This is a genomic window from Bradyrhizobium ganzhouense, from assembly GCF_049949285.1.
Lineage (GTDB): Bacteria > Pseudomonadota > Alphaproteobacteria > Rhizobiales > Xanthobacteraceae > Bradyrhizobium > Bradyrhizobium ganzhouense.
The window spans coordinates 7,890,740-7,917,261 of record NZ_CP181318.1 but is presented as its reverse complement, the minus strand read 5'-3'; the positions used below and the strand labels follow the sequence as shown (position 1 = coordinate 7,917,261).

Sequence of the window (26,522 nt, the reverse complement as noted above, 5' to 3'; positions counted from 1 at the left end):
CAGCGCATGATCCGGGCGACGCAGGTTAAGGGACAGTACCGCTTCACGGAAACGCCGGCGGATACGGTCGTGCTCGATTTCGACGATCGGCACCGCCGCCGCATGGCGATGACGGGGACGCGGGGGCTGAATTTCCTGCTCGACCTGGAGAATGCCGTCGCGCTGCGCGGCGGCGATGCGCTGGTGCTGGAGGACGGCCGACTGGTCGAAGTGGTCGCGGCGCCCGAGCCGTTGCTCGAGATCCGCGGCCGCGATCCGCACCATCTCATCCGCGTCGCCTGGCATCTCGGCAACCGCCATCTGCCGACGCAACTCATGGCCAAAGCCTTGCGTATTCGCCGCGACCACGTCATCGAGGCGATGGTGAAGGGGCTTGGCGCGCGGGTGGTCGAGATCGAGGCGCCGTTCGATCCCGAGGGCGGGGCCTATGCCGAGGCCGGCCATGCGCATGGGCATGACGACCACGCTCACCACGATCACGGTCACGATCACCATGATCATCATGCTCATGACCACCATGCCCACGATCATGCCGCGCACGACCATGGGCATGATCATCACCATCACCACGACGAGCATTGCGATCATCCCGACCATCACCACGGCCACAAGCATGCTCATGACCACAAATGAGCCGGTCAATGCCGGTGATCTCGCCGAGCGCGAGGCGGCGGCGCTGTACCGGCTGATGACGTGGCTGTCGCCGGCCTTTCCCGTCGGCGGGTTCTCCTATTCCAGTGGCATCGAGTGGGCGGTCGAAGCGGGTGACGTCACCGACATCGCGACGTTGACCGATTGGCTGGATGCCATGCTCGGCGACGGCTCGGGCTTTTGCGATGCGACGTTTCTAGTCCATGCTTACCGTGCCGCCGAGGCCGGCGAAGATGCGTCTTTGAGTGATATTGCCGAGCTCGCCGCAGCCTTCGTGCCATCGCGCGAACGGCAGCTCGAGACGACCTCGCAAGGGCGCGCCTTCATCGACATCTCCCGCGCGGCGTGGGACGCGGAGGGCCTGGATGCCATGGTCGCGTCATGCCGCACGCCACTGGTCTATCCCGTCGCCGTCGGCGTCGTCGCCGCGCTGCACGGCGTGCCGCTGGCGCCGACGCTGCACGCCTTCCTGCATGCGCTGGTCTCGAACTGGATTTCGGCAGCAAGCCGGCTCATTCCGCTTGGCCAGACCGACAGCCAGCGCGTGCTGGTGAAGTTGGAAGCCGCCGTCGCCGTAACTGCCAATCGGGCGCTGGGGGCGACATTGGACGATCTCGGCAGCGCGACGTTTCGCGCCGATCTCGCCAGCCTGCGGCACGAGACACAATATACGCGGTTGTTTCGCTCGTGAGCGGCACAGCCTTCAATCGATCAAGAGAGAGCGAGTGACATGGCAACTTCTCACGGCCCCTTGCGTGTCGGCGTCGGCGGCCCCGTTGGATCGGGCAAGACCGCGTTGATGGATCTGCTCTGCAAGACCATGCGCGAGCGCTACGACATCGCCGCGATCACCAACGACATCTACACCAAATGGGATGCGGAATTCCTCGTGCGCTCGGGCTCGCTGACGCCGGACCGCATCGCCGGTGTCGAGACCGGCGGCTGTCCGCACACCGCGATCCGCGAGGACGCCTCGATGAATCTGGCTGCGGTGGCGGACATGCGCGCCAAATTCCCGGGGCTCGACCTCGTGCTGATCGAATCCGGCGGCGACAATCTGGCGGCGACCTTCTCGCCGGAGCTGGCCGACCTCACCATCTATGTCATCGACGTTGCCGCCGGCGACAAGATTCCGTCCAAGGGTGGCCCCGGCATTACCCGCTCCGACCTTCTGGTCATCAACAAGATCGACCTCGCGCCGCATGTCGGTGCGTCCCTCGAGAAGATGGACACGGACGCCAGGCGCATGCGCGGCGAGCGCCCGTTCGTCATGACCAATTTGAAGAAGAGCGAGGGGCTCGACCGCATCGTCGGCTTTATCGAGACCAAAGGTGGGCTGAAGCGGGTGGGTTGAAGCGGGCGGGCTGACGGGCCGCGGCGACATGGCGCAGCATTTTCCGCCGTTAACGTTTGAGGCAAAGCCGCATTAGCGGAACAAATTTCGGACACGGCGATTATCTACCTCCGGTGCCCGGAGCAGAGCCGCTATTGGCCGGACGATCGGCCGGGCGGATTAAGCTTTTTGGGCGACCGAAGTTGCGTACAGATGCCTCCTCCGTCATTATCTCTGCCACTGGGCTCCACCCTGTTTCGGCACATGGCCGTTCGAGCGGCGTTGATATGCTCCGTGTTTATTGCCGACCTCCTGCGTTCGCCTGAGTAGTCGCGTGGTCCGGCTGGGTTTCATCATCGGCTTCATCGCTCTGCTCGGAGCCTTGCTCTCCGGGCTTGCGGCCTATCGCGTCCATGACCAGGAGCTGGCGCTGGACCGGATTGCGCTGGCCCGCGCGATCGACGTTCATGCGAGCCTCGTCCAGGACAGGTCGACCGAACGTGAGCTGCTGGCGCGTGTCGCCTCAGGCCTGTTCCGTGCGCCGTCGGTGCTGAAGCCCAACATGCTGGAGCCGCTGCGCTCGGCCATCTACGCCTTCAAGACCGACTTCGTGGTGGCCGGCTGGGTCGCCCGGCTCCAACCGAACGAGTTGCCTGCGGCGCAGGCCGCGATCGCGGCCGCCGGTTTCCCGAAGCCGCAGATCCGGGACTACAACGACAAGCCGATCGACCCGGCGAGCCTCACCCACCCGATCGACGTGCTGATGGATCTTGAGCCGCGCAGCGACGAGACCAAGGCGCTGCCCGGCCGCAGCTACGACCAGGATCAGGTGCGCAGCGCAATGCTGGCGCGTGCCAGGATCGAGAAGCGCTCGGTCGCCTCCGATCCGGTTCCGCTCCTTGGTGAGAACGGCGCGATCGGCGTCATCGTCGCCGCGCCCGTCATTCCGGAGGGCGCGACCGAGCCGGTCGGCTTCATCACGTTTTCCTACGAGCTGGCCTCGCTGATGCTGACCAATGACGATCTGTCGTTGTTCTCGGTCGCGCTCAAGGACCCGCGCAAGGAAGGCAGCGAGCTGGTCGCCAACGACCAGGGCGTCGTCTCCACCCGCATGACGACGCCGGACGGACCGGCACCGTCGGCGACGCGCACCGTGAGCTTCGGCGGCCGCGACTGGCAGCTCGGCTATTACGCGAAGACCAACTCCGCGCGCCGCGCCGAGCAGACCGCCATCATCGTGGCAGCGATCGGCTTCGCCATCACGGCGATGGTGTGCGGCCTGTTCGGCTATGTTGCCTACAACAATTTGAGGCTCAGCCGCGAAATCCAGGTGCGGATCGGCTTCGAGCGGCGGTTGACGGCGGTCATCGACGAGCTCAACCACCGGGTCAAGAACATCCTCGCGGTGATCCAGTCGATCGTGACGCGCACGCTGCGCCACGGTTCGGACATCGATGTCGCGCGCGAGCTGCTGATCGGCCGCATCCACGCCATGTCCAACGTGGTCTCGCTGCTCAGCGAGAGCCAGTGGCAGGGCGTCAAGCTGAAGGGCCTGTTCGAAGCGCGCGCCATTCCGCATGCCGATCGCATCGCCGTCAGTGGCCCGGATATCGCCGTTAGCGCGCGTGCCGCCCAGAGCCTGTCGTTGCTATTCTTTGAGCTTGCCTCGCACTCGGACGAAGGCCTGTCGCTGGTCGGCAAGCATCCGCATATCACTGCAAACTGGACGGTGACGGGCGAGGAGCCTGAGACAGTGTTTCATTTCCGCTGGGAGGAGTTCAACACCAGCGAGGCGACACGCCGGCCGGATTCGGATTTCGGCCTGATCCTGCTCGACCGCGTCGCGCCCGAAGCGCTCGGCGGCACGGCTAAGCGCTACTTCACGGATGTCTCTTATGTCTATGAATTGATCGCGCCGATGGAGACGGTCGTGGACATGACCGAGCGCGACCGCACGGAAAAGCTGTCGCAGCCGGTGAAGCCGGTGCGCTAGCCCTTCGGCCGCAACACCAGGTCGACCAGGTTGCGTGCATAGGCCGGCGTGATCGGCGCGATGCCGAAGACGTAGCGGTAAAACAGGCTGCCATAGATGGCGTCGTAAAGATCTTCCGCCGGTGCCTCGGCCAGAATGCTGCCGTCACGCTGGCCGGTCGCGATCATCTCCACCAGCGCGTCGCGGCGAAACTGGAGGTAGCGGGCATAGAACAGCTCCGCCGAGCCGGTCTTGGAGATGCACTCGGAGATGACCGCAAGCTGCACCTTGCCGAACTCGCCTTGCAAGGCTTCAGCATAGGCGGCCGCATGGCGGCGTGCGCGCGCCGCGGGCGTTCCCGCGCTCACCGGCGGCATCGGCAGCATTTGCGCGGCATGATGGAGAAAGGCGTCGATCAGCAGCGCCTCGCGCGACGGCCACCATTTGTAGATCGTCATCTTGGAGACGTTGGAGTGGCGCGCGACAGCATCGATCGTGGTCGCGGCTAGGCCGGTCGTGGCCATCAGCGTATAGGCGCTTTCGAGGATGGCGTGGGTGGTCTCGATCGAGCGCGGCCGGCCGCGCCGGGGCGCGCTCTCGGCCGCATCGCTCGTGCCTTTCGCCATGACCAAGCCGGTCTCCTTGCGCAGAGGCCGCCATTCCCATAGGCCGCGGCCTCGTCCCGCATAGCGTAGCCGAGGTCTCCGGCCTAGCGAAATCACGCGAGAGCCTTGGGCCTAGTTGGGCCTAGGCCCGCTGCCGCACGGCCGCCGGCTCGTCCTGACGCTTCGACCAGGAGATGTAATAGGCCACCGCCGTCATCGCCGCGAAGCCGGCAAGGCTCACGCCGATCTGCATCACGACCAGATTGGCGCCGGTGATCAGGATGAGATGGCCGGCGAAGGATAGGAATACGCCGACGCAGAACACGGCAAGCCATTCCTCGCCGCATTTGATCACCATCTGGAGCGGCTTCCATTGCAGCCCCGGATGGTCGGGCGGGATGAGGCGGGTCGCGATGAAAGCGAGCGCGAGGAAATGGATCACGCGATAGGGCGCGAGGTTTTCCTTGTCGGTCGGCGAGATGCCGTTGAGCACGACATCCGGCAAATAGGCGGACAATGTCGGTGAATGGCGCATCAGGGTGATGGCCATCGCCGACACCAGATAGGCGCCCGCCAGCACCCGGAGCCAGGGCAGGTTGCGCAAGGCGCGGCCCGACGCGCCGGTGACGGCGAACCAGCCGCCCAACACCATCAGCATCTGCCAGCAGAACGGATTGAACGTCCATTCCTGGTCGGGATAGGTTCGGAAACCCCACTCGAACCAGCGTGCCGCGAAATAGAACGCGACAGAGAGCGCCAGCGTCACGTTCGGCCGCCGCAACAGCCCCCACAAGGCAAACGGAAAGAAAGCCATCAGCGGGATCATCAATTGCAGCAGGTCGAGGTTCAGCGGCTCTTCCTGCAGCACGAGGCCGCGGACCAGGATGCGCAGCGGATGCTCGAGAATGCCTGAGATATTATAGTCGCTGATGATCTCCGGCGCCATCGATTGCGAGGCGACATAGGCGATGGTGTCGATGTAGATCACGAACAGCACGACATAGGCGGCATAGAGTCGCCAGACGCGGCGGAAGATGCGCGTCGCGGCGACGATATAGCCGCGCTCCAGCGCCATCTTGCCGTGGATGATGGCGACGCCATAGCCCACCACGAACACGAACAGATCGGCAGCGCCGCTGAAGCCGAAGTTGCGCAGCGTCAGCAGGTTGACGACATTGTTCGGGATGTGATCGACGAAGACCGACCAGGTCGCAATGCCGAGCGTCAAATACAGCCTTGCGTCGTGGTCGAATGCGGCGAGGTTAGCCTTGACGGACGGCTTCATTGCGGAAAATGACTTTTGGAATCAGGGGCGATGCTTTTAGCGGCAACCGCCTGCCTATCCGAGTAGCGTTTGCGTGAAGGAAGGGGAATTTACCGCATCTGATGAAAAATTGCGCAGAGATGGGCAGTGGAATTCCTGCCAGCTTGCTCGTCCGGTCGCTTGCGCAACTTTCTTAACGCGGTCTTGTCGTCATTCGGCCGGCTCGGCCGAAGTCTCATCCGCAGCGCCGGCGCGGCTTGCCATGATTCCAAGTGCTACGCCGCCGATGGCCAGGATCGGCAACAGCCGCTTGACGCCGATGGCGCGGACGATCTGCAGGCCCGTCGCGATCAGCACGGGATCGGCGAGCATGCTCGGAGCCGCCTTCGCGGCGAGCTCGGCGGCGATGCGGGCGCGTGTCCGCATCTCCCGCTTGTAGCCCCAATAGCTTCCCGCCGCTGCAAGCGTCAGCAGGAAGAAGATGCCGGCGCCCGCGAGGCAGGCCTGCACGGGGCCGTATTTTTCCAGCACCGAGATGAAGACCGCCGCGCAGAGGAAGCACGTGGTGATGAACAGCGCGAACGCCGCACCCGCCGCCAGCGAGGTCAGCCGCACAGTCGTGCCCGTCGATGCGCTGATGCCGTCGATGATGCGCTGAAACACGATCTTGCTCCTCAGATCCCGTCGTGACCGCAAAATCCTTCGTGTGGCCTAGCGACGCCAGGCGAAGCCGATCAGGAAGCCGATGCCGAGCGCGATGCCGACGGTCGCGAGCGGCCGTTGCGTGATCGCATCTTCCAGCGTCTCCTCGATCGAGCCATAGGCATCCTGCGCCGCGCCCATCATCGCGCTGCCGCGCTCCGAGACGTCATCGAGCGTCGAATCCATGTTCTCGCGCGCCTGCTTGTAGCCGCGCCGGGCCTGCTTGCCCGTGGCGTTGGCAAAATTGTTGAGCGCGTCGGTGATCTGGTCGGTGAGGGCGGCGATATCGCTTTTCACGGCTGCTACATCCTTCTCGAGGCGTTCTGCGGTGGCTCTGTCGGTCCAATCTCTCATTCTGGCTTCGCCATCGGCTATTGACATCACGGGCTCCGGACTGTTCGCGGTGAGATGGGCGGAAAACGTTTGGTTGTGGCGGAAGTTCCGTTTGCGGAGCCCGTCATCCCTGCGGCAATTGCGGCGAATTCTCCGGCAACAGATGCTCCTTGAGAATCAGCCCCACGATCAGGAGCGGAGACGACAGGAATGCGCCCATCGGTCCCCACAACCAGGTCCAGAACGCCAGCGCGATAAAGACGGCGAGCGCGTTCAGCGACAGCCTTCGGCCGATGATGGTCGGCGTGACGAAGTGCCCCTCCATGAAGGTGATGCCGCCGAAGGCGAGTGCCGCCATCAGGCCGCCGCCGATGGTGGGAAATGCGACCAGCCCGACCACGGCCAGCACGACGAACATGGCGACCGGTCCGATGATCGGAATGAAGTTGAGCGCAGCCGCAAGCGCGCCGAGCCCGGCCGGATTCGGCATGCCGGTGACCGCGCAGACGATGCCGGTGGCGATGCCGACGCCAATATTGATGACCGTGACCGTCAGCAGATAGTTGCCGAGATGAACCTCGATCTCGTTGAGGATCCGGAGCGTGCGCAGCCGCGCGTCGCGGTCGGTGAAATTCATGATCATGGCGCGCCGCAGATCGCGCCAGCTCGCGATGAACAGGATCAGGGTGGCGAAGAACAGCAGGAATTCAGCGAAGGTCGGCGACACGAATTCCAGCGTCGGCTGCACCCATTCCACCTTCGGCAGGGGGACGCTCGGCAGGCCATCGGAGCCGCCGACCATGGTCTGCAGCTCCTTCCACAGCGCCAGCGGCCGGTCGAACACATGCGCCTTCTCCTTCAACTGCGCAGCCAGCTCCGGGAGGCGTGAGCTCCATTCCATGGCGGGCACCGCGATCAGTGCGACAACGAAGGCGACCACCGTCGTCACCGCGATCACGATCAGCACAGCTCCGGGGGCGCGGGGTATCCGTCGCTTTTCCAGGAAGGTCGCAGCCGGCGACAGCATGGTACCGGCGACGACGGCCATCACGACCGGCAGGAAGAACGCTTTGGCGACATAGAGCACCGCGACGATGGCGATCAGGAGCAGGCCGGCAAGCGCAAAGGCAACGAACTCGGTGCGCCGGATCACCGGCGGCAGCTCGATATGACTATCGGGAAGCGGAGTGCCTTCGTCGCTGCCGGAAATCAGCCGTTCACTGGGAAGGACGCGCACAATTTCTCTCCCGCACGGAGGTGTCCGGGCGCCCGTTGGTCATCAGGAAACGCCCGACGCCCGCTACGGTTCCATCGCGGCTTCGTGAAGTTGCGCTCGCTTGACTGTGACGTCGTTGCTGCATGAGCGGGTGGAACTTGAACAGGTTCTGCTGCGTTTGTTTGGAAGCGGCATCACTCAAGATGCAGACATCACACGGGGCAGCACATGACAAAGTTCTCAGTCGTCGGTCGCAGCTTCTCGCCGCGCGTCGTCACCGCTTTTGCCTTTGCGACAGCGTTGCTGACGGTACCCTTCGCAGCACAAGCCCAAACCCTTGGCTTCGCGCCGATGCAGCCGCAGGCCTATCCGCAGGACCAGACCTACTCTTCGCAGGGCTATGCGAGCGGGTCGCCGCAGGCCGCCGATGAGGATGCGGTGCTGCCGGACCGCCTGCGCCGGCAGATCGTGAGCTTCGATCGCAACGAGCCGGCCGGCACCATCGTCATCGATACCGCCAACACCTACCTCTATTATGTGCTCGGCAACGGCCGCGCCATGCGCTACGGCGTCGGCGTCGGCCGCGAAGGTTTCACCTGGTCCGGCGTGCAGAGCATCAGCCGCAAGGCTGAATGGCCGGATTGGCATCCGCCGGCAGAAATGATCGCGCGCCAGCCCTATCTGCCGCGCTTCGTCGCCGGCGGCCCAGGCAATCCGCTGGGTGCGCGCGCGATGTATCTCGGCTCCAGCGAATACCGCATCCACGGCACCAATGATCCAACCACGATCGGCAAGTTCGTCTCGTCCGGCTGCATCCGTCTGACCAATGAAGATGTCAGCGACCTCTTCAGCCGCGTCAATGTCGGCGCTAAGGTCGTGGTGCTGCCGAAGAACGCACCGCTGATGGCGCGAGGCGGTGACCCCGTGCGCAAGCAGCGGCCGGCGGTAACGACGCTGCCCTCGGGGCACCAGGCGCTGAACATCTCAGCGTCGTCGGTGGATTAAAGAGTTGAGTGAGGTCATATGATGAGACCTTCGATCAGCAGGCTCGCTGGCGGAACGGCCGCGTTCGTCACGATCGCTTCGCTCGGCCTTGCGGTGGCGCCTTCGGCGCATGCGGAGGACTTCTTCTCCGCGCTGTTCGGCGGCTTCCGCGCCCGGCCGGCACCTGAGATCCGGATGCCGTTTCCGAGCGACGACATGCCGCGCTACGACGCCCCGCGCCAGCGCGCGTCCTATGGCGGCGAGACCGCCTATTGCGTGCGCGGCTGTGACGGGCGCTATTTCCCGGCGCAAGGCAACGACGCCGAGAGCAAGGCGCAATCCTGCAAGAGCTTCTGCCCGGCGTCGGAAACCTCGCTGGTCTATGGCAGCAATATCGACGACGCCACGACCGACAGCGGCAAGTCGTATTCCGACCTGCCGAACGCCTTCCGCTATCGCAACGAGATCATGTCCGGGTGTACCTGCAACGGCAAGGACCCAGCCGGCCTCGCTTCGCTCAAGGCCGAGGACGATCCGACCATGCGCAAGGGCGATATCGTTGCAGGTAGCGACGGCCTGGTCGTCGCCAACCGCAACGCCAACGATCGCCGCGGTGTTGCGATGAACTTCTCCCCGTTGCCGGAAAAGATCCGCGCAAAATTCCGACAGGTGCCGGTGGTGGCAAAGGAGTAGGCCAGCGGTCTCTCGTGAGTGACGCTGGCGCTCCAATCCCTGCGCCGGGACGACACCGAGAGCGTCGCGCCAGCGCGCCTTACGCCGCGCGGATCTTGCCGAGGAAGTCGCTGACCTCGTGACCAAGCTGGTTGCTCTGGGTCTCGAGCATCTCGGAGGCGCTCTTCACGTTGTCGGCGGCCGCGGCTGCGGCATCCGCGTCCGCCTTCACGCCGGTGATGTTGTCCGAGACATTCTTGGTGCCCTGCGCGGCATATTGGGTGCTGCGCGTGATCTCCTGCGTCGCCGCGCCCTGTTCCTGCACGGCAGCCGCAATCGCGGTCGCGACCTCGTTGACCTCGCCGATGATGCCGCCGATGGTCTGGATCGCGTTGATGGCATCGCCCGCGACCTTCTGGATGTCGGCGATCTGCTCGGAGATCTCTTCCGTCGCCTTCGCCGTCTGGCTCGCCAGCGACTTGACCTCCGAGGCGACGACGGCAAAGCCGCGCCCCGCTTCGCCGGCGCGCGCGGCCTCGATCGTGGCGTTGAGGGCGAGCAAATTGGTCTGCTGCGCGATGGTGTTGATCAGGCCGACGACCTCGCCGATGCGTCCTGCGGACTTCTGCAAGCCCTGCACGGTGCCGTCGGTCTCGCGCGCCTGCGTGACGGCGCGACCGGCGATCCCGGCGGCATGCGCGGCCTGCTGGCTGATGTCGTTGATCGAGGCCGAGAGCTCTTCGGCAGCGGCCGCGACGCTGTCGACGCTCATGGAGGCGTCGTTGGAGGCCTTGCCCGCGATCTGGACGCGGTCGTTGGTCTGGCGCGAGACGGCGGAGAGGTCGCCCGAAGTCTTGCGCATCCGCCCCGATGCATCGTTCAGCTCGCCCAACGTCTTGCGCACCGCGCCCTCGAATTCTCCGACATAGGCTTCCACAGCGCGCTGGCGCGCGGCAGCTCCGACGTTGCGTTCGCGCTCGTGCTCCTCGATCTTGAGCTTTTCGGTGGCCTGTTGCTTGAAGGTTTCCAGCGCGCCGGCAAGGGCGCCAATCTCGTCCTGGCGATCGAGATAGCCGCTGTCGACGGCGAGATCGCCGCCCGCAACCTTGAGCATGGCATCGCGGATGGTGTTGAGCGGGTTGATCACCCGGCGGCTGACCAGCATGACCGCGCCGACGGCAAGCCCAATGGCAAGCGCCAGCAGCACGAGCTGCACGATCAGCGCGCGCTGCGCGGCGCCACGCTGATCGAGGGTGTGCGCCCTGGCGGCGTCGAGGGCGGCTTCGGCGACCGCGACCGCGCTCGCCATGCGGCCGACCGTGATCGGGCTCCACTGGTTGGCCGTCATCTCGGCCTTCTCGCCCTTGACCATCGCGTCGGCGAGGCGGTCGCGCAAGGCCAGATATTGCGGATCGAAATACGCGGTCTTGGCTCCGGCCATGGCGGAGGCGAGCGCGGGCGGCAGCTGCATGCCCGAGGTCGACAATTCCAGCGCCTTCCACATCGCGCTCGTGCCGCCGACATATTGGGTATAGTTGTAGCGCGCTTCCGGCGTGATCTTGCCGGCGGCAAGCCCCATCGAGACGATCAGAGAGCCTTCGCCGGCGGTGTTGCGCAGCAGCCAGGCGTTCTGCTTGATCGACAGCAGCTGGTCGATCTCGGCGTCCTGATGGTTGACGGTGGCGGCCAGCGTGTTCCCGAGATTATCGAGCACGTCGAGCAGGCTCTGCGTCGTCTCCATGTATTCCTTGGTCAGGCCCGCGCGGCGCTGGTCCTTCGGCTTGGCGACGTTCTCCCAGAACTCCTTCTGCTCCTCGATCAGCAGTTTGTTGAGGCGCGCGAGCTCCGGTACCAGTGTGCCGGATCGCGGGAAGTCCATGCTCGGCAGCAACTCGAGCGCACGTGCCATTGCCGGCATCTGAGCATCGCGCAAGTTGCGCAGGTACTTCTCGATCTCGGAGTCCATCGGCTCGGTGGCGTTTAGCAGCCGCGACGTGGTCGAGCGATCGGTGCGCAGATTGTGCATCGCCTTGAACAGATCGGCGGAGGCGTCGGCGATCGCCGAGATCCGGTTGGCAGTCTTGAGGCGATCCCAGGACTCGTAGGCGGTGAGCGAGAGTGCGATCACCACGCAGATCGACGTGATCGCGATCACCGCCTTCAACAGTGCGGACACGGTCAGACGATTGAGCATCGAAGTCTCCCCCAAATTCCCATTTCAAAAGTTCGGCAAAGGCGCCCCGGCAGAATCGAGAAAACGGGGGGCGGTCGGATCTGCAATCACATACCGTTCGCGGCACGCAGGCCGTACGGTTTCTGCATCTGAAACGAAAAGGGTAAAGTTTTAGGCAGGCAGCCTGCCGGTAGAATTACGCATTTACTAGAAGTTGTAAGGGGTTACGCGGATGGAACCGGCGCGAGGCAGGCGTTAGGACCTCGTTAGCAATTTGCCTGAGGGCGGCCTTGCAATGTTGGTCGGCGTACTCGTCACCTTTCTCGTCTTTGCTGAAATATCTCGCGGTGTTTTCGCGGGTGTCGTAGCCCGGATGGAGCGCAGCGCAATCCGGGATCTTGCTCCAAGCTATGTCTGTCCCGGATTGCGCTGCGCTCCATCCGGGCTACTGGGCTTCCAACAAAAAAAGCCCCGGCTCGTGCCGGGGCTTTTGAGGTTCGACTGAATTAGCTCAGCTAGCCGCCTTGGCCTCGCGGCGGCGCGCGGTGAGGATGTATTCGGTGTAGCCGTTCGGCTGCTCGCGGCCCTTGAAGATCAGGTCGCAGGCGGCCTTGAAGGCTGTGCCGTCGAAGGCCGGCGCCATCGGCTTGTAGATGGCATCGCCCGCGTTCTGCTTGTCGACGACGACGGCCATGCGCTTGAGCGATTCCATCACCTGCGCTTCGGTGATGACGCCCTGGTGCAGCCAGTTGGCGAGATGCTGGCTGGAGATGCGCAAGGTGGCGCGGTCTTCCATCAGGCCGACATCGTGGATATCAGGCACCTTGGAGCAGCCGACGCCCTGATCGATCCAGCGCACGACGTAACCCAGAATACCCTGGCAGTTGTTGTCGATCTCCTGCTTGACGTCGTCGGGCGCCCAGTTCGACTTCGACACCGGAATGGTGAGGATGTCCGAGAGCTTGGCGCGCGGGCCGCCCTTGGTCAGCTCCTGCTGGCGCGCGATGACGTTGACCTGGTGATAGTGCAGGGCGTGCAGCGTCGCCGCGGTCGGCGAGGGCACCCACGCCGTGGTGGCGCCGGCCTGCGGATGCGCCAGCTTCTGTTGCAGCATGTCCGCCATCTTGTCCGGCGCGGCCCACATGCCCTTGCCGATCTGGGCGTGGCCGGGCAGGCCGTCGATCAGGCCCATGTCGACGTTCCAGTCCTCATAGGCCTTGATCCAGGCCTGCGCCTTCATCTCGTTCTTGCGGATCATCGGACCCGCTTCCATCGAGGTGTGGATCTCGTCGCCGGTGCGGTCGAGGAAGCCGGTGTTGATGAACATGATGCGCTTGGAGGCGCGCTGAATGCAGGCCTTGAGGTTGACGGTGGTGCGCCGCTCCTCGTCCATGATGCCGACCTTGAGCGTGTTCTCAGACAGGCCCAGCATCTTCTCGACGCGGTCGAAGATCTCGCAAGTGAACGAGACCTCGTCCGGGCCGTGCATCTTCGGCTTGACGATATAGGCAGATCCGGTGCGGCTGTTCTTGACCTTGGAGTTGCCCTTGAGGTCGTGAATGGCAAGCAGTCCCGAGACGGCGGCATCGAGCAGACCTTCCGGCACTTCCTCGCCGGTCTCGTCCAGCACCGCGTCGGTGAACATGTGGTGACCGCAATTGCGCATCAACAGCAGGCTGCGGCCATGCAGCTTCACTTCGCCCTTGCCGTCCGGCGTCTTGTAGGAGCGGTCGGCGTTGAGCGAACGCGTCAGCGTCTTGCCGCCTTTCTCGAAGTCGGCTGACAGTGTGCCGTTCATCAGGCCGAGCGTGTTGCGATAGACCAGCACCTTGTCCTCGGCATCGACGGCGGCGACCGAGTCCTCCATGTCGAGGATGGTCGACACTGCCGATTCCATGATCATGTCGGCGACGCCGGCCGGATCGTCCTTGCCGATCACGCTGCTGCGGTCGATCTTGACCTCGACATGGAGGCCGTTGTTGGCGAGCAGCACCGCGCTCGGCGCGGCCGCATCGCCCTGGAAGCCGGCGAACTGTGCGGCATTCTTCAGCGCGGTGGCGTTGCCGCTCTTGAGCTTGACCGCGAGCTGCCCTGCGACGACGCTATAGGCGGTGACGTCGGTGTGACTGCCGGTCGCCAGTGGCACGGCGGCGTCAAGGAACGCCTTGGCCTTGGCGATCACCTTGTCGCCGCGTGCCTTGTTGTAACCCTTGCCGCTCTCGGACGGGTCGTGCGGAATCGCGTCGGTGCCGTAGAAGGCGTCATAGAGCGAGCCCCAGCGTGCATTCGCCGCGTTCAGCGCGTAGCGCGCATTGGTGAGCGGCACGACCAGCTGCGGGCCGCAGATCTTGCCGATCTCTTCGTCCACATTGTCGGTCTCGACCTTCTGCGTCGCGGGCTCGGGGACGAGATAGCCGATCTCCTTCAGGAAGGCGGTGTAGGCGTCGAGGTCGAACGCCTTGCCCTTGCCCGCGCGGTGCCAGTCGTCGATCTTGCCCTGCAGCGAGTCACGGAAGGCGAGCAGCGACCCATTCTTCGGCCCCAGCTCCTTGATGATGGCGGCCACGCCTGCCCAGAACGCATCCGGCGCGATCCCCGTTTTCGGAGCGGCTTCCTTGGCGATGAAATCGAAAAGGACGGGGGCGATCTTCAATCCGTGAGCGTCGACGCGTTTCATGATGGTCTTTCTTGTTGGAAATGGCTGTTTTTGGCTGCTTTTGACCCGACAGCAGCAAAATGCGCCCATAAAGGGCGGCTTTCGGGGTCCTATTAGCCCCAAAATCGGGGCGGTGAGAAGACCCCCGACGTCTGTCAAAATGTCAATACGAGGTGGGGGCCGCTCCGCGCGTCGTCGTCATTCCCCGCGAAGGCGGGGAATCCAGTACGCGGCAGCTTCTCCGTATCCCAACGCTGTCTCTGGAATATTGGGTCGCCCGGTCCCGGCTACGCCAAAGCTTCGCCGGGCCCTTCGGTGTTGGGCCGGCGAAGCTTTAGCGAAGACGGCAAGCCGGGCAACGACAGGTTTGGAAAGACGACCAGCTCAAATATTCGCGGCGAGGTCCACGACTTCGTCGAACAGCACGCCGGTCGTCTTCAGCATCTGTTCGATCTCATCGGCGGCCTCGGCAACCGTCCGTGTCGAGGTGTCGATCACGAGCTCGGCGGCCTCGGGCCGCTCGTAGTCGTTGCCGATGCCCGTAAAGGAGGCAAGCGCGCCGGCGCGGGCCTTCTTGTAATGGCCCTTGGGATCGCGCTCCTCGCAGATGTCCGCGGGCGTTGCCACATGGATCTCGCGGAACGCGGCATCGGCGATGCGACGTGCGGTGGCGCGGTCCTCGCGGGCCGGTGAGACGGCGGCGACGATGGCGATGTGGCCGTTGCGGGCGAGATGGGTTGCGACCTCGGCAAGCCTGCGGATGTTCTCGCTGCGATCGGCTGCGGAGAAGCCGAGATCGCTGTTGAGCCCGGCCCGCACCGTGTCGCCGTCGAGCAGGATCGGCGAGCCGCCATTGGTGAACAGCCGTCGCTCCAGCGCCTTCGCCAGTGTCGACTTGCCGGAGGCCGGCAAGCCGGTGAGCCAGACCACGGCCCCGTTGTGGCGATAGCGCGCGGAGCGCTCGTCGGCGCGCAGCGCCGATTCCACCGGCACGATATCAACAGGCACGGCGCGCTGGCCGGCATCGACCGATAGCACCAGGCCGCCGCCGGCGATGCGCCCGGAGACCTCGATCACGAGGCGGCCGGTGCGCGGATTCTCGGTGTAGGGATCGGCAGCGATCGGGCTCGAAAGAGAAATGTCGATCTCGCCGACATGGTTGCGGCCGATCGCCTTGTTCTCACGGCTCTCGAGCTCGCCGGGATCGACCGCCTTCTCGATGGCGACGACGGTGGCGCGGCTCTCCTTCGGCCCGCAGCGGACCAGAAGCTGATCGCCCTTGGCGAGCGGCTTGTCATGCAGCCAGAAAATGCGCGCGCGCAGCCGCCGCGTCTCGCGCGGGGCGGCGTCGGTATGGGCGATAATGTCGCCGCGCTCGATGAACAATTCGCGGTCGAGCGTGATGCCGACCGAGCGGCCCGCGCCCTGACGCGTTGCGACCGGCGTCACCGGCCAGCTCTCGACCGTCTTAATCTTGGCGATCTTGCCGGCAGGCATGATGACAATCTCGTCGCCGGCAATCAGGCTGCCGGATTCGATGCGGCCCGCGACGATGCGGCGATCGTCGAACTTGTAGATCGCCTGCACCGGCAGGCGCAGCGCCAGTGCCTCCAGCGGCCGTGCCGGCTCGAGCCGATCGAGCGCCTCGACCACGGTCGGACCGTTGTACCAGCCGATGCGGTCGGTGCGTTCGGCAACCCCGTCGCCGTCGCGCGCGGAAATCGGAATGATTGCGGCCGGCGTCATGCCGAGGCCGTTGAGATGCGCGGAGATCTCGTCGCTGATCTCCTTGAAGCGCAGGTCCGAGAAATCGACGCGGTCCATCTTGTTGACGACGACAGCGACCTGCTTCACGCCGAGCAGATGCAGGAGATAGCCGTGACGGCGGGTCTGGTCGCGCACGCCTTCGAGCGCGTCGATGATCAGCACCGCGCCGTCGGCTTGCGAGGCGCCGGTGATCATGTTGCGCAGGAATTCGGCGTGGCCGGGCGCGTCGATCAGCACGATGTCCCGCGAATTGGTGCGGAAGCGGATTTGCGTGGTGTCGATGGTGATGCCCTGGTCGCGCTCGGTCTGCAGTGCATCGAGCAGGAATGACCATTCGAACGGCATGCCGCGCCGCGCGCTGACGGCCTTCAGCATCTCAAGCTTGCCGTCGGGCAGGCTGCCGGTTTCATGCAGCAGGCGGCCGACCAGCGTCGATTTGCCGTGGTCGACATGGCCGACGATGACGATGCGGACCTGCGGACGCGTGGTGCCGTTCGGCGTGGCAGGCGAAGCGGGGGTGACGATCATGTTCATACGACGCTCGCGTCCTTGATCAGAGATAGCCGCCGACGCGCAGGCGCTCGAAGGCATCCTCGGTCTCGTGGTCGAGCGCGCGGCCCGCGCGCTCCGGCACCTTGGTCTGCTCGAGCTCGGCCAGGATCTCGTCGATGTTCGTTGCTGTCGACGCGACCGGATTGGTGATGTCCTGATCGCCCAGCGAGCGATAGCGCTTGCCGTCCTTGGCGAGATAGAGCGGGATGATCGGGATGTTCTCGCGCTTGGTGTAGGCCCAGATGTCGGCCTCGGTCCAATGCAGGATCGGGTGGATGCGCAAATGCGCGCCCTGCGGCGGCGATGCGTTGAAATGATCCCAGAATTCCGGCGGCTGGTCGCGCACGTCCCAATTGCCTTCGAGGCCGCGCGGCGAGAACACGCGCTCCTTGGCGCGGGTGGCTTCCTCGTCGCGGCGGATGCCTGCGATCAGGCCGTCAAAACCGAATTTGGCCAGCGCCATCTTGAGGCCTTCGGTCTTGCGCGCGGCGGAACGGGCGGCCGGCGGCAGCGTTGGGTCGACGGCATCGATGGGCGGGCAGGGCTCGACGCGCAAATCGAGCTCCCACTCTTTCCCGTAGTGATCGCGGAATCGATACATCTCCGGAAACTTCTTGCCGGTGTCGACGTGAAGCGCCGGGAACGGCAGGCGACCAAAGAACGCTTTGCGCGCCAGCCAGATCATCACGTTGGAGTCCTTGCCGAGCGACCACAGCAGGGCGATCTTCTTCAGGCGGGCGAAAGCCTCGCGGAAGATGTAGATGCTCTGCGCTTCCAGCTGGTCGAGATGGTCCATGCTCGGGCCAGTCAGCTCGACCGGAATTTGCTGGGAAACGGGAGCCTGGGAGTCCCGTCCATCTGCACCGGAATTGTCCTTGAGAAGATGCATCTCTGCCACTTTGCGTTTGGAGGCGAAAATTCTATAGTTGCGGTGCAGAAGAGAAGAAGAAATTTTCTCTTTGCGTGCTGGAAACGACACATATATAGAAAATAATTCCAGTCAACCCCGGATGTGGGGGAAGCGAGTATCGCATGCGGTTCTTGCCGGTGTTCCTCGATCTCAAGGCCGGCCCGGTGGTCCTCATCGGCGCGGGTGAGCTTTTGCGCGCAAAATTGCGCGTGCTCACTGCTGCCGGTGCGTGCATCCGCGTGCATGCGATCGACGGCAATCATGAGCTAGGCCTGAGCTCCGATGACGTGACGCGTATCGAGATCGCGACCGGCGATCCGCTCACGGCTGATCTTGCGGGTGTCATTGCCATCGTGTGCGCAGGCGCGGGCGATGTCGGCGTGGCGATGTCGGCGCGGGCGAAGTCGCTCGGTCTGCCGGTCAACGTTATGGACGATCTCGAGCATTCCAACTTCATCTTCCCGGCCATCGTCGATCGCGGCGATGTCGTGGTCGCGGTCGGCACCGGCGGAACGTCACCGGTGGTGGCGCGGCGCGTGCGCGAGAAGATCGAGGCGCTGCTGCCCGCGCGCATCGGCGAGCTCGCCGAGTTCATCGGCGGCTTCCGCAAATCCATCAACGAGCGCATTGCCGAGTTTCCGCTGCGCCGCCGCTTCTGGGAGCGCGTCATCGACGGCCCGATCGGCGCCGCCGTGTTGGCTGGCCGCAAGGGCGAGGCCGATGCGGCGCTCAAGGCGATCTCCGATCCGTCCGATTTCGCGCGCGCCGACAAGCCGGAAGGCTCAGTCGCGCTCGTCGGCGCCGGTCCCGGTGATCCCGATCTTCTCACCATCAAGGCGCTGCGCGCGTTGCAGGATGCCGACATCGTCTTCCACGACGAGCTGGTCTCTCCGGAGACTCTCGACCGTATCCGCCGTGACACCACGCGCGTTCCGGTTGGCCGCCGCGTCGGCAAGCCCGGTATCGGCCAGGATGCCATCAACAAGCGTATGATCGAGGCCGCGCAAGCTGGCCAACGCGTGGTGCGGCTGAAGGGCGGCGATCCCTTCGTATTCGGCCGCGGCGGCGAGGAAGTCGAAGCGCTGCGGGCGGCCGGTGTCGCCTATTCGATCATTCCCGGCATCACTGCCGGCCTCGGCGGCGCTGCCGATTTCGAGGTGCCGCTGACCTACCGCCACGAAGCGACCCGCATCACGTTCCTCACCGCGCATAAGGCGCGCGATGCTGAAACCGTGGACTGGTCCACGATGACCGACACCAGGATGACCGTCGTGGTCTACATGGGCATGACCGCTGCGCCCGCGATCCGCGCCGGCCTGTTCGCCGCCGGCCGTTCGCCGGAGACGCCGGTCGGCGTGTTCGCCCGCGTCACGCGGCCCGATGCGCGAGGCGCGATCGGCACGCTGCGCGACCTGCCCGAGCTGGTGCGCCGGACCAATGGCGGTCCCGCCATTCTCATCATCGGCGACGTGGTCCGGCATGCCGGGTCGCTTCGCCGTCAAACTCCAAAGCAAATCATCTCTGACCTATTGGATGCAGCCGAATGACCTCCCCGCTTGAACAGAAGAAGATCAAAATCGCCGGCCCTTCGGTCGTGACCGCCAACCGCACCTGGGACGGCATTGTGGTGTATCGCACTGCCGCCAAGAGCTGGTCCGCGGACCTGTCGGAAGCAGCGATCGTGCGCAACTCGGATGAAGCGAAAGCGTTGCTTGCGGAGTCGGTCGCCGATGACGTCGGCGCGATCGGTCCCTATATCGCCCCGGTGCAGGTCGGCGCCGACGGCAAGATCGAACCCGGCAATCTGCGCGAACAGATCCGCCGCACCGGCGTGACCATCGGGTCGTCGGCCCAGGCTTAAGGCACTCTCTGATGTATGCTTACGATGAAATCGACCGCACGCTCGTCAACGAGCGCGTCTCGGAGTTCCGCGACCAGGTGAAGCGCCGCCTCTCGGGCGAGCTCACCGAGGACGAATTCAAGATCCTGCGCCTTCAGAACGGCGTCTACCTGCAACTGCACGCCTATATGTTCCGCGTCGCGATTCCCTACGGAACGCTGGCGTCGAACCAGTTGCGCGCGCTCGCCCATGTCGCGCGCAAATACGACCGCGGCTACGGCCACTTCACCACGCGGCAGAACATCCAGTTCAACTGGATCAAGCTCGCCGAGCTTCCGGATGCGCTCGCCGATCTCGCCGAGGTCGGCATCCATGCGATGCAGACCTCCGGCAACAACATGCGCAACGTCACCTCGGACCAGTGGGCCGGCGTCGCGCCCGGTGAGATCGAGGACCCGCGCATCTGGTCGGAGCTGATCCGTCAGCACACCACGCTGCATCCGGAATTCTCGTTCCTGCCGCGCAAGTTCAAGATCGCGATCACCGCGTCGGACCATGATCGCGCCGCGATCAAGATTCACGACATCGGCTTGAGGCTGATCAAGAACGAGAAGGGCGAGACCGGCTTTGAGGTGCTCGTCGGGGGCGGTCTTGGCCGCACGCCGTTCATCGGCAAGACCATCAAGCACTTCGTGCATGGCCGCGATATTCTCAGCTATATCGAGGCGATCCTACGTGTCTACAATCAGTACGGCCGCCGCGATAACATCTACAAGGCGCGCATCAAGATCCTGGTGCACGAGCTCGGCATCGAGAAATTCTCGCGCGAGGTCGAGGAGGAGTGGCAGCACATCCGCAATTCCTCGCTCCAGATCGACGACGAGGTGGTCGAGGACATCCGCTCGCGCTTCACCTATCCGAACTACGAGAAGCTGCCGCACATGCCGGACGAGCTGCGCCAGGCAGCGGCTGATAGCGACTTTGAGGCGTGGCGCAAGAATTCGGTCTCGCCGCACAAGGTGCAGGGCTACTCGATCGTCACGATCTCGTTGAAGCCGATCGGCGCGCCTCCGGGCGATGCCACGGCCGAGCAGATGGATGCGCTGGCCGATCTCGCCGACAAATATTCCTTCGGGGAGATTCGCGTCGGCCACGAGCAGAACCTGGCGCTGCCGCATGTCGCCAAGCGCGACCTGCCGGCGCTGTGGAAGGCGCTCGACAAGCTTGGTTTGGCGACGCCGAACGTCAATTTGATCACCGACATCATCGCCTGCCCTGGTCTCGATTATTGCTCGCTGGCCAATGCGCGATCGATTCCGATCGCGCAGGAGCTGACGCGGCGCTTCGCCAACCACGAGCTCGCCAATCTGATCGGCCGCCTGCACATCAACATCTCCGGCTGCATCAATGCCTGCGGTCACCACCATGTCGGCCATATCGGCATTCTCGGCGTCGAGAAGAACGGCGAGGAGGTCTACCAGATCACCATCGGCGGTCGTGCCGATGAGGGCGCTGCGCTCGGCAATCTGATCGGCCCGGGCGTCAAGTTCGACGAGGTCGCCGACGTCATCGAGGACGTTGTGGAGGCCTATCTCGCGCTACGCGAGCGGCCCGATGAGCTGTTCATCGACACGGTGAAGCGCCTCGGTGTCGAACCCTTCAAGGAGCGCGTCTATGCCACTCGTTAACGGCGGAAAAATCGCCGACGACAGTTTCGTCAAGCTGGCCGTCGACACGCCGCTGCCCGAGAGCGGTGACATCCTGGTGCCGGCCGAGCGCTTCGTCGGCGAGGCGGAGGCGTTGCTCAAGCGCGCCGGCAAGGTTGGCGTGATCTGGCCGAACAACCGCGATATCGACGAGCTCGTGCCGTATCTCGGCAAGGTCGCCGCCGTCGCGCTGGTGTTCCCGACCTTCCGCGACGGACGCGCCTACAGCCAGGCGCGGTTGCTGCGCGAGCGTTACAATTATCGCGGCGAACTGCGCGCGACGGGCCAGATCCTGCGCGACCAGTTCGTGTTCATGCTGCGCGCCGGCTTCGATTCCTTTGAGGTCAAGAAGCAGGCGGATGCGGAAGCCTTCATGCAGACCGCGAAGCGCTACTCGGTGTTCTACCAGCCGACCGGCGACGGCCGGATCACGGCGCTTCACCGGCGCATGCAGCTGCGTCACTCCGAAGGTGTCGGCACGTGAACGCGATGGCGCCTCAGGTCTCATCCGTGTCCACGCTGCCTTCGGCGGTGGAGCTCGATCGCGCGTTGCGCGATGCGTCTCCCGAGGAGGTCGTTTCGGCCGCGTTGAAGGCGGTAGGGCGCGACAAGCTCGCACTGTTGTCGTCCTTCGGCACGGAATCGGCGACGCTGCTCAAGGTGGTGGCGGATGTCGATCCGGCCATCCCGGTGATCTTTCTCGACACTGGCTGGCTGTTCGAGGAGACGCTGGCCTATCGTGACCAGCTGATCGCGATGCTCGGGCTGAAGGACGTTCGCTCGATCAAGCCGGCCGAGGAGACGCTGTCGCGAGAGGATCCCGACCGCGACCTCTGGTTCTCCGATCCCGACGCCTGCTGCCGTATCCGCAAAGTCGAACCGCTGGCTCGCGCGCTCAAGCCGTTCTCGGCCTGGCTCAACGGGCGCAAGCGTTTCCAGGGCAATTTGCGCGCCGACATTCCTGTCGTCGAGGACGATGGCGCGCGGTTGAAGTTCAATCCGTTCGCCAACGTCTCGCGCGAGGAACTCGAGGAGATTTTCATCCGCGCCAAATTGCCGCGTCATCCACTTGCGGCGTCCGGATTTCGCTCGGTTGGGTGTATGCCTTGCACGAGCAGAACGACCGAGGGCGAGGATGAGCGCGCCGGTCGCTGGCGCGGCCGCGCCAAGACAGAATGCGGCATCCACACGATGAAGACTTCGTAGCACAGTCGAGCTGCCCGGCTCCGAACAAGAAAATCCGGTTCCGTTGACTTGGGTGCGTTTCGCCATGAGTTTCGCCTGCATGCCTTCGCCGACATTGACGTCGTCGAGGTGAATGGAGATGGACATGATGCGCCGTATCGTTCCGCTCGTTGCAGGACTTCTCACGACGGGATTCTTGGCAAGCGCGGCTCTCGCTGCTGATATCAACCTCTTGAACGTGTCGTACGATCCGACGCGCGAGCTCTATGTCGAATTCAACAAGGCGTTCGCGAACGCCTATCAGAAGGAGACCGGCAAGAGCGTCGAGATCAAGCAGTCGCATGGCGGCAGCGGCTCGCAGGCGCGCAGCGTGATCGACGGGTTGCAGGCCGATGTGGTGACGCTCGCGCTCGCCTATGACATCGATGCCATCGCCGGCAAGGGCCTCACCGCGGCCGATTGGCAGAAGCGCCTGCCGCAGAATTCATCACCCTACACCTCGACCATCGTATTCCTGGTGCGCAAGGGCAATCCGAAGGGCATCAAGGACTGGGACGATCTGCTTAAGCCTGGAGTCGCCGTGATCACGCCGAACCCGAAGACGTCGGGCGGTGCGCGCTGGAATTATCTGGCGGCCTGGGGCTTTGCGCAGAAGAAATACGGCTCGGTCGACAAGGCCAAGGATTTCATCGGAAAGCTCTATCAGCAGGTGCCGGTGCTCGACACCGGCGCGCGCGGCGCGACTGTGACCTTCGTCGAGCGCGGCGTCGGCGACGTGCTGCTCGCCTGGGAGAACGAGGCCTATCTCGCGCTGAAGGAATTCGGCCCGGAGAAATTCGAGATCGTGGCGCCGCCGCTGTCGATCCTCGCCGAGCCGCCGGTCGCGATCGTCGACAAGGTTGCCGACAAGAAGGGCACCCGCAACGTCGCCGATGCCTACCTCCAGTACTGGTACACCAAGGAAGGGCAGGAGATCGCCGCGCACAACTTCTACCGGCCGCGCGATGCCGAGATCGCTAAGAAGTATGAAAGCTCCTTCGCAAAGGTCGAGCTGTTCACGATCGACGAAGTGTTCGGCGGCTGGACCAAGGCGCAGAAGGAACATTTTGCCGACGGCGGCGTCTTCGATCAGATCTACAAGAACTGATCGGGTGCTGTCGGAGGGGGAATAGGGGGCCTGGTGAGCGCAATCGCAGCACGACGCCGGACATTGCCGGGCTTCGGTCTCACGATGGGACTGACGCTGACATGGCTGTCCGTCATCATCCTGCTTCCGTTCGCCGGGCTGTTCCTGAAATCGCTCGAGCTTAGCCCCGAGCAATTCTGGAACATCCTCTCGAGCCGCCGTACCCTGAACGCGCTCCGCGTCTCATTTGGACTCGCCTTTGCGGCGGCCTGCGTCAATCTCGTGATGGGCAGCATCATCGTCTGGGCGCTGGTGCGCTACCGCTTCCCCGGACGGCGGCTGTTCGACGCCATCGTCGATGTTCCGTTCGCATTGCCGACGGCGGTGGCCGGCGTCGCGCTGACCTCGCTGTTTGCCGAGAAGGGCTGGCTGGGGGCGCCGCTTGCCGCGCTCGGCATCAAGGTGGCGTTCACGCCGCTCGGCATCTTCGTCGCCATGATCTTCATCGGCATTCCCTTCGTGGTGCGCACCGTGCAGCCGGTGCTGCAGGATCTCGACCCCGAGATCGAGGAGGCCGCGGGCAGCTTAGGGGCCAGCCGCTGGCAGACCATCATTCGCGTGATCCTGCCCTCGCTCGCGCCGGCGCTGCTCACCGGGCTCGCGCTCGCCTTTGCGCGCGCGGTCGGCGAATACGGCTCGGTGATCTTCATCGCCGGCAATCTGCCCAATGTCTCCGAGATCGCGCCGCTCTTGATCGTGATCCGCCTGTCCGAATTCCGCTACGCCGACGCGACCGCGATCGCCGTCGTCATGCTCGTCGTCTCCTTCGTCATCATCTTCGCGGTCAACCGGTTGCAGCGCTGGGCGCAGAACCGGATCCCGGTGCACTAGGGCGGGATGCGATGACGATGCAGATCGCCGACTCCGTGTCGCTGTCCTCGCCCGAGGCGAAGTCGCGCGCGCACGCCGCCGCCACGCGCAACAATCTCCGCGCCGAGCCAAAGGCGGTGCGCATCGCAATCATCGCGCTGGCGATATTGTTCCTCTCCGTCTTCGTCGTGCTGCCGCTGGTGCTGGTGTTCGCGCAGGCCTTCTCGAAGGGCATTCTGGCCTATTTCGACGCGCTCGCCGAGCCGGAGGCACTGGCTGCGATCAAGCTGACGCTGCTGGTCGCGGCGATCTCGGTCGGCCTCAATCTCGTGTTCGGCCTCATCGCCGCCTGGGCGATCGCCAAGTTCGAGTTTAGCGGAAAAACCTTCCTGATCACGCTGATCGATTTGCCATTCTCGGTCAGCCCAGTGATCTCGGGCCTCGTCTTCGTGCTGTTGTTCGGCGCGCAGGGTTATTTCGGCGGTTGGCTGAGGGATCACGATATCCAGATCCTGTTCGCGGTGCCTGGCATCGCGCTCGCCACCACCTTCGTGACCTTCCCGTTCGTGGCACGGGCGCTGATTCCATTGATGCAGGAGCAGGGCACACAAGAAGAAGAGGCCGCGATCTCGCTCGGCGCCTCCGGCCTGCAGACCTTCTTCCGCGTCACGCTGCCCAACATCAAATGGGGCGTGCTCTATGGCGTCCTGCTCTGCAACGCGCGCGCGATGGGCGAGTTCGGCGCCGTCTCCGTCGTCTCCGGCCACATCCGCGGCGAGACCAACACCATGCCGCTGCTGGTGGAGATTCTCTACAACGAGTACCAGTTCGTCGCCGCGTTTGCGATTGCCTCGCTGCTGGCGATGCTGGCGCTGATCACGCTGATCGCCAAGACCATTCTCGAACGTCATCTCGACGAAGGACACGACAGCCGTGACCATTGAAGTCAGAAATCTCGTCAAGAGGTTCGGCAGCTTTGCAGCGCTCGACGGCGTCGACCTCAAGGTCAATGACGGCGAGCTGCTCGCGCTGCTCGGCCCCTCCGGCTCCGGCAAGACCACGCTGCTGCGGATCATCGCCGGCCTCGACTGGCCTGACTCGGGCGCCGTCGCCTTCAACGGCGAGGATGCGCTGGCGCAGGGCGCGCGCGAACGCCATGTCGGCTTCGTGTTCCAGCACTACGCGCTGTTCCGCCACATGAGCGTGTTCGAGAACGTTGCCTTCGGCCTGCGCGTGCAGCCGCGCGCGGTCCGCAAGGACGAGGCGACGATCCGCGCCCGGGTCAAGGAACTGCTCGATCTCGTGCAGCTCGACTGGCTTGCCGACCGCTATCCGAGCCAGCTCTCCGGCGGCCAGCGCCAGCGCATCGCGCTCGCGCGTGCGCTCGCGATCGAGCCGCGCATCCTCCTGCTCGACGAGCCCTTCGGTGCGCTCGATGCGAAGGTGCGCAAAGAACTGCGCAAATGGCTGCGCTCGCTGCATCACGAGATCAACGTCACCTCGATCTTCGTCACCCACGATCAGGAAGAGGCGCTCGAAGTCGCCAACCGTGTCGTGGTGATGGACAAGGGCAGGATCGAGCAAATCGGCTCGCCCGAGGACGTCTACGAGACGCCGGCGACCGCCTTTGTGCACGGCTTCATCGGTGAATCCATCGAGCTGCCGGTCCAGGTCGAGGGCGGCGTCATCAGGCTCGGCGACAGGCCGCTGCGGCTTGCGGCAGACGGGCTTGCGCCTGGCGCGTCAAAACTGTTCGTACGGCGACACGACATGCTGGTCGGCCCGCCCGGTTCGGGTGCCTTCGAAGGCGCCGTGCAGCACGTCCGGAATTTCGGCCCCGTGCAGCGGGCCGAGGTCGCATTGTCCGGCGGCGAGACCATCGAGATCGACGCCCCCCGCGATAGGGAACTGCGCGCCGGCGACACGATCGGCCTCGAGCCCCGCCGCTACCGCATATTTGCGAGCGCCTGAGGCACCTTAACGGGGCGAATTTTCCTCAAAATTC

The 26,522-nt window shown here is 64.5% G+C and carries 24 protein-coding genes; 15 read left to right on the top strand and 9 right to left on the bottom strand.

Going from position 1 to position 26,522, the window contains the following annotated elements; all coding sequences use genetic code 11:
• Nucleotides 1-6: 6 nt before the first annotated feature.
• The 4 genes from ACLFLU_RS36820 (at nt 7) to ACLFLU_RS36805 (ending at nt 3,977) form a co-directional block, all read left to right on the top strand.
• A complete protein-coding gene (locus ACLFLU_RS36820; RefSeq protein WP_426409551.1) occupies nt 7-633 on the top strand; it encodes an urease accessory protein UreE in 627 nt (208 codons plus the stop codon).
• The gene (locus ACLFLU_RS36815) at nt 614-1,342 is read left to right on the top strand and encodes an urease accessory protein UreF (RefSeq protein ID WP_426414151.1); all 729 of its coding nucleotides are present in this window, start codon (nt 614-616) and stop codon (nt 1,340-1,342) included. The genes ACLFLU_RS36820 and ACLFLU_RS36815 overlap by 20 nt, the downstream gene beginning before the upstream one ends.
• 39 nt (nt 1,343-1,381) lie before the next feature.
• Entirely contained in the window at nt 1,382-2,005 is a 624-nt protein-coding gene (gene ureG, locus ACLFLU_RS36810) for an urease accessory protein UreG (protein WP_426409550.1), read from the top strand.
• A 313-nt stretch (nt 2,006-2,318) separates the two neighbouring features.
• A complete protein-coding gene (locus ACLFLU_RS36805; protein WP_426409549.1) occupies nt 2,319-3,977 on the top strand; it encodes a CHASE domain-containing protein in 1,659 nt (552 codons plus the stop codon).
• Here the strand turns inward: ACLFLU_RS36805 and ACLFLU_RS36800 are convergent.
• From ACLFLU_RS36800 to ACLFLU_RS36780, 5 genes are all read right to left on the bottom strand, one after another.
• Nucleotides 3,974-4,582, bottom strand: a complete 609-nt coding sequence (locus tag ACLFLU_RS36800; protein WP_426409548.1) for a TetR/AcrR family transcriptional regulator — start codon at nt 4,580-4,582, stop codon at nt 3,974-3,976. The genes ACLFLU_RS36805 and ACLFLU_RS36800 overlap by 4 nt on opposite strands.
• Nucleotides 4,583-4,703: 121 nt before the next feature.
• Nucleotides 4,704-5,846 carry an OpgC domain-containing protein gene (locus ACLFLU_RS36795; RefSeq protein ID WP_426409547.1) on the bottom strand — a complete coding sequence of 381 codons (1,143 nt, stop codon included), beginning with the start codon at nt 5,844-5,846 and terminating at the stop codon, nt 4,704-4,706.
• 189 nt (nt 5,847-6,035) lie between these two features.
• Nucleotides 6,036-6,488: a hypothetical protein gene (locus ACLFLU_RS36790; protein WP_426409546.1), complete on the bottom strand. Its 453-nt coding sequence runs from the start codon at nt 6,486-6,488 to the stop codon at nt 6,036-6,038.
• A 48-nt stretch (nt 6,489-6,536) separates the two neighbouring features.
• Nucleotides 6,537-6,908, bottom strand: a complete 372-nt coding sequence (locus ACLFLU_RS36785) for a DUF883 family protein (protein WP_426409545.1) — start codon at nt 6,906-6,908, stop codon at nt 6,537-6,539.
• A gap of 76 nt (nt 6,909-6,984) precedes the next feature.
• Nucleotides 6,985-8,097, bottom strand: a complete 1,113-nt coding sequence (locus ACLFLU_RS36780; RefSeq protein ID WP_426409544.1) for an AI-2E family transporter — start codon at nt 8,095-8,097, stop codon at nt 6,985-6,987.
• 207 nt (nt 8,098-8,304) lie between these two features.
• On the opposite strand from ACLFLU_RS36780, the gene ACLFLU_RS36775 reads away from it, so the two are divergent.
• Both ACLFLU_RS36775 and ACLFLU_RS36770 read left to right on the top strand, forming a co-directional pair.
• Nucleotides 8,305-9,081, top strand: a complete 777-nt coding sequence (locus ACLFLU_RS36775) for a L,D-transpeptidase (protein WP_426409543.1) — start codon at nt 8,305-8,307, stop codon at nt 9,079-9,081.
• 18 nt (nt 9,082-9,099) lie between these two features.
• Nucleotides 9,100-9,753 carry a DUF2865 domain-containing protein gene (locus ACLFLU_RS36770; RefSeq protein WP_426409542.1) on the top strand — a complete coding sequence of 218 codons (654 nt, stop codon included), beginning with the start codon at nt 9,100-9,102 and terminating at the stop codon, nt 9,751-9,753.
• A gap of 79 nt (nt 9,754-9,832) precedes the next feature.
• Here the strand turns inward: ACLFLU_RS36770 and ACLFLU_RS36765 are convergent, their stop codons facing one another.
• The 4 genes from ACLFLU_RS36765 to cysD form a co-directional block, all read right to left on the bottom strand.
• Entirely contained in the window at nt 9,833-11,926 is a 2,094-nt protein-coding gene (locus tag ACLFLU_RS36765; RefSeq protein WP_426409541.1) for a methyl-accepting chemotaxis protein, read from the bottom strand.
• A gap of 490 nt (nt 11,927-12,416) precedes the next feature.
• A complete protein-coding gene (locus ACLFLU_RS36760; protein ID WP_426409540.1) occupies nt 12,417-14,582 on the bottom strand; it encodes a malate synthase G in 2,166 nt (721 codons plus the stop codon).
• 363 nt (nt 14,583-14,945) lie between these two features.
• Complete coding sequence (cysC, locus tag ACLFLU_RS36755; protein WP_426409539.1) at nt 14,946-16,862, bottom strand: adenylyl-sulfate kinase; 1,917 nt, start codon at nt 16,860-16,862, stop codon at nt 14,946-14,948.
• Nucleotides 16,863-16,881: 19 nt separating this feature from the next.
• Nucleotides 16,882-17,676, bottom strand: coding sequence for a sulfate adenylyltransferase subunit CysD (gene cysD, locus ACLFLU_RS36750; protein WP_426414150.1), 795 nt, complete (start codon nt 17,674-17,676; stop codon nt 16,882-16,884).
• A gap of 236 nt (nt 17,677-17,912) precedes the next feature.
• On the opposite strand from cysD, the gene cysG reads away from it, so the two are divergent.
• The 9 genes from cysG to ACLFLU_RS36705 all read left to right on the top strand — a co-directional run bounded on the left by cysG (nt 17,913) and on the right by ACLFLU_RS36705 (nt 26,488).
• Nucleotides 17,913-19,337 (top strand): siroheme synthase CysG, encoded by a 1,425-nt coding sequence (gene cysG / locus ACLFLU_RS36745; RefSeq protein WP_426409538.1) that lies wholly within the window; start codon nt 17,913-17,915, stop codon nt 19,335-19,337.
• Complete coding sequence (locus ACLFLU_RS36740) at nt 19,334-19,651, top strand: DUF2849 domain-containing protein (RefSeq protein WP_092216576.1); 318 nt, start codon at nt 19,334-19,336, stop codon at nt 19,649-19,651. The genes cysG and ACLFLU_RS36740 overlap by 4 nt, the downstream gene beginning before the upstream one ends.
• A gap of 11 nt (nt 19,652-19,662) precedes the next feature.
• The gene (locus ACLFLU_RS36735; RefSeq protein ID WP_426409537.1) at nt 19,663-21,318 is read left to right on the top strand and encodes a nitrite/sulfite reductase; all 1,656 of its coding nucleotides are present in this window, start codon (nt 19,663-19,665) and stop codon (nt 21,316-21,318) included.
• Nucleotides 21,305-21,820 carry a DUF934 domain-containing protein gene (locus ACLFLU_RS36730; RefSeq protein ID WP_426409536.1) on the top strand — a complete coding sequence of 172 codons (516 nt, stop codon included), beginning with the start codon at nt 21,305-21,307 and terminating at the stop codon, nt 21,818-21,820. Before ACLFLU_RS36735 ends, ACLFLU_RS36730 begins: the two co-directional genes overlap by 14 nt.
• Nucleotides 21,817-22,542: a phosphoadenylyl-sulfate reductase gene (locus tag ACLFLU_RS36725; protein ID WP_426409535.1), complete on the top strand. Its 726-nt coding sequence runs from the start codon at nt 21,817-21,819 to the stop codon at nt 22,540-22,542. Before ACLFLU_RS36730 ends, ACLFLU_RS36725 begins: the two co-directional genes overlap by 4 nt.
• 112 nt (nt 22,543-22,654) lie before the next feature.
• Nucleotides 22,655-23,668, top strand: a complete 1,014-nt coding sequence (locus ACLFLU_RS36720) for a sulfate ABC transporter substrate-binding protein (RefSeq protein ID WP_426409534.1) — start codon at nt 22,655-22,657, stop codon at nt 23,666-23,668.
• 84 nt (nt 23,669-23,752) lie between these two features.
• Nucleotides 23,753-24,538 (top strand): sulfate ABC transporter permease subunit CysT, encoded by a 786-nt coding sequence (cysT, locus tag ACLFLU_RS36715; protein ID WP_426414149.1) that lies wholly within the window; start codon nt 23,753-23,755, stop codon nt 24,536-24,538.
• 11 nt (nt 24,539-24,549) lie between these two features.
• The gene (gene cysW, locus ACLFLU_RS36710; RefSeq protein WP_426409533.1) at nt 24,550-25,461 is read left to right on the top strand and encodes a sulfate ABC transporter permease subunit CysW; all 912 of its coding nucleotides are present in this window, start codon (nt 24,550-24,552) and stop codon (nt 25,459-25,461) included.
• Nucleotides 25,451-26,488, top strand: a complete 1,038-nt coding sequence (locus tag ACLFLU_RS36705) for a sulfate/molybdate ABC transporter ATP-binding protein (RefSeq protein WP_426409532.1) — start codon at nt 25,451-25,453, stop codon at nt 26,486-26,488. The genes cysW and ACLFLU_RS36705 overlap by 11 nt, the downstream gene beginning before the upstream one ends.
• Nucleotides 26,489-26,522 lie beyond the last annotated feature (34 nt).